This is a genomic window from Paraburkholderia sp. SIMBA_027 (genome assembly GCF_046535315.1).
Taxonomy (GTDB): Bacteria; Pseudomonadota; Gammaproteobacteria; order Burkholderiales; family Burkholderiaceae; genus Paraburkholderia; species Paraburkholderia tropica.
In genome coordinates this window covers 1-261 of sequence record NZ_JAWRWY010000890.1, presented here as the reverse complement: position 1 = coordinate 261, position 261 = coordinate 1, and the positions used below count along the sequence as shown (strand labels likewise).

The following is a 261-nucleotide window of genomic DNA, read 5'->3' as shown; positions in this document are numbered from 1 at the left end:
CAGCAGGGCGCTCGTAATTCCGGGGGGCCGCGTTGCGGCGGTCCGGGCAAGATATTTGCAGGAGACAACGGTCATGACCAACCAACAGCAGGGATCGCTTGCGGCCTTGAACACGCGAGTAAGGCAAGATCTGGCTTTTCTCAACTACCCGGCCGCCAACTGGTCGAAGCCTGTTGAAACGCAGGACGGCGCCGATGTCAGCGATGTCGTCATCATCGGTGGCGGCATGTGCGGCCTCGTTGCATGGCTTGCGCTGACCCG

At 61.7% G+C, this 261-nt stretch carries 1 pseudogene; it reads left to right on the top strand.

Going from position 1 to position 261, the window contains the following annotated elements:
- Nucleotides 1–73: 73 nt before the first annotated feature.
- Nucleotides 74–261: pseudogene (locus tag SB764_RS41650) on the top strand (hypothetical protein); the annotation flags it as partial.